The organism is Vibrio sp. Y176, assembly GCF_033438945.1.
On sequence record NZ_JAWOQS010000724.1, the window covers coordinates 1 to 628 of the forward strand.

The 628-nt window shown below is 48.1% G+C and carries 1 protein-coding gene; it reads right to left on the reverse strand.

Annotated features, from left to right (window positions below; genetic code table 11):
- A partial coding sequence (locus R7O13_RS28300) for a TAXI family TRAP transporter solute-binding subunit (protein WP_318305380.1) occupies window positions 1-628 on the reverse strand: 628 nt, incomplete at both ends.

Here is a 628-nt window from a genome sequence, read left to right on the forward strand (position 1 = left end):
GTCCCGAAATCGCTTTTTCGATCGCCATCGCTTTGGTTGCTTTGTGGATGCCTTGTAAGAACGGAAGGTTCTCGTAAATGGCTTTGGTCAGTTGGTAAACGTCCTCTTCCGAGATATCGTCTCGAACCGCAAGGAAGTTGGGCTGAGCAATCGTCGTGATTGGTTTATCTAAACCTGGGTAAGTGTTGGCAGGAATGTCGTACTTGGTCCACAACTTGTAGTTGCCGTTGGCTTGCTTGATTTGCTCGTCAGTGAACGAAAGTATCGAGATATCTTTGCCTAGCGCCGCAAATGCTTGCGTCACCGCCCCAACAGGAACACCTGCTGGCGTATTCATACCATCGATGGTGCCATTTTGTAGCGCACTGGCACTGCCGCCGTACCCCATAAAGGCAAGGTTGAACTTATCTGGGTCAACATTCAGGCCTTTCATGATCTGACGGCCTGAGTTTTCAGTACCGGAGTTCTTTTTACCGATAGAGAACTTTTTCCCTTCGAGGTTTTTCAGATCACTAACCGTACCGGTTTTTGCTAAGTCGCTACGAACAATGAAGTGTTCAACGTTTTGCCATAACATTGAGACTGAACGCAGCTTTTCTTGGCGACCGCTTTTCTCGTAAGGACCTTC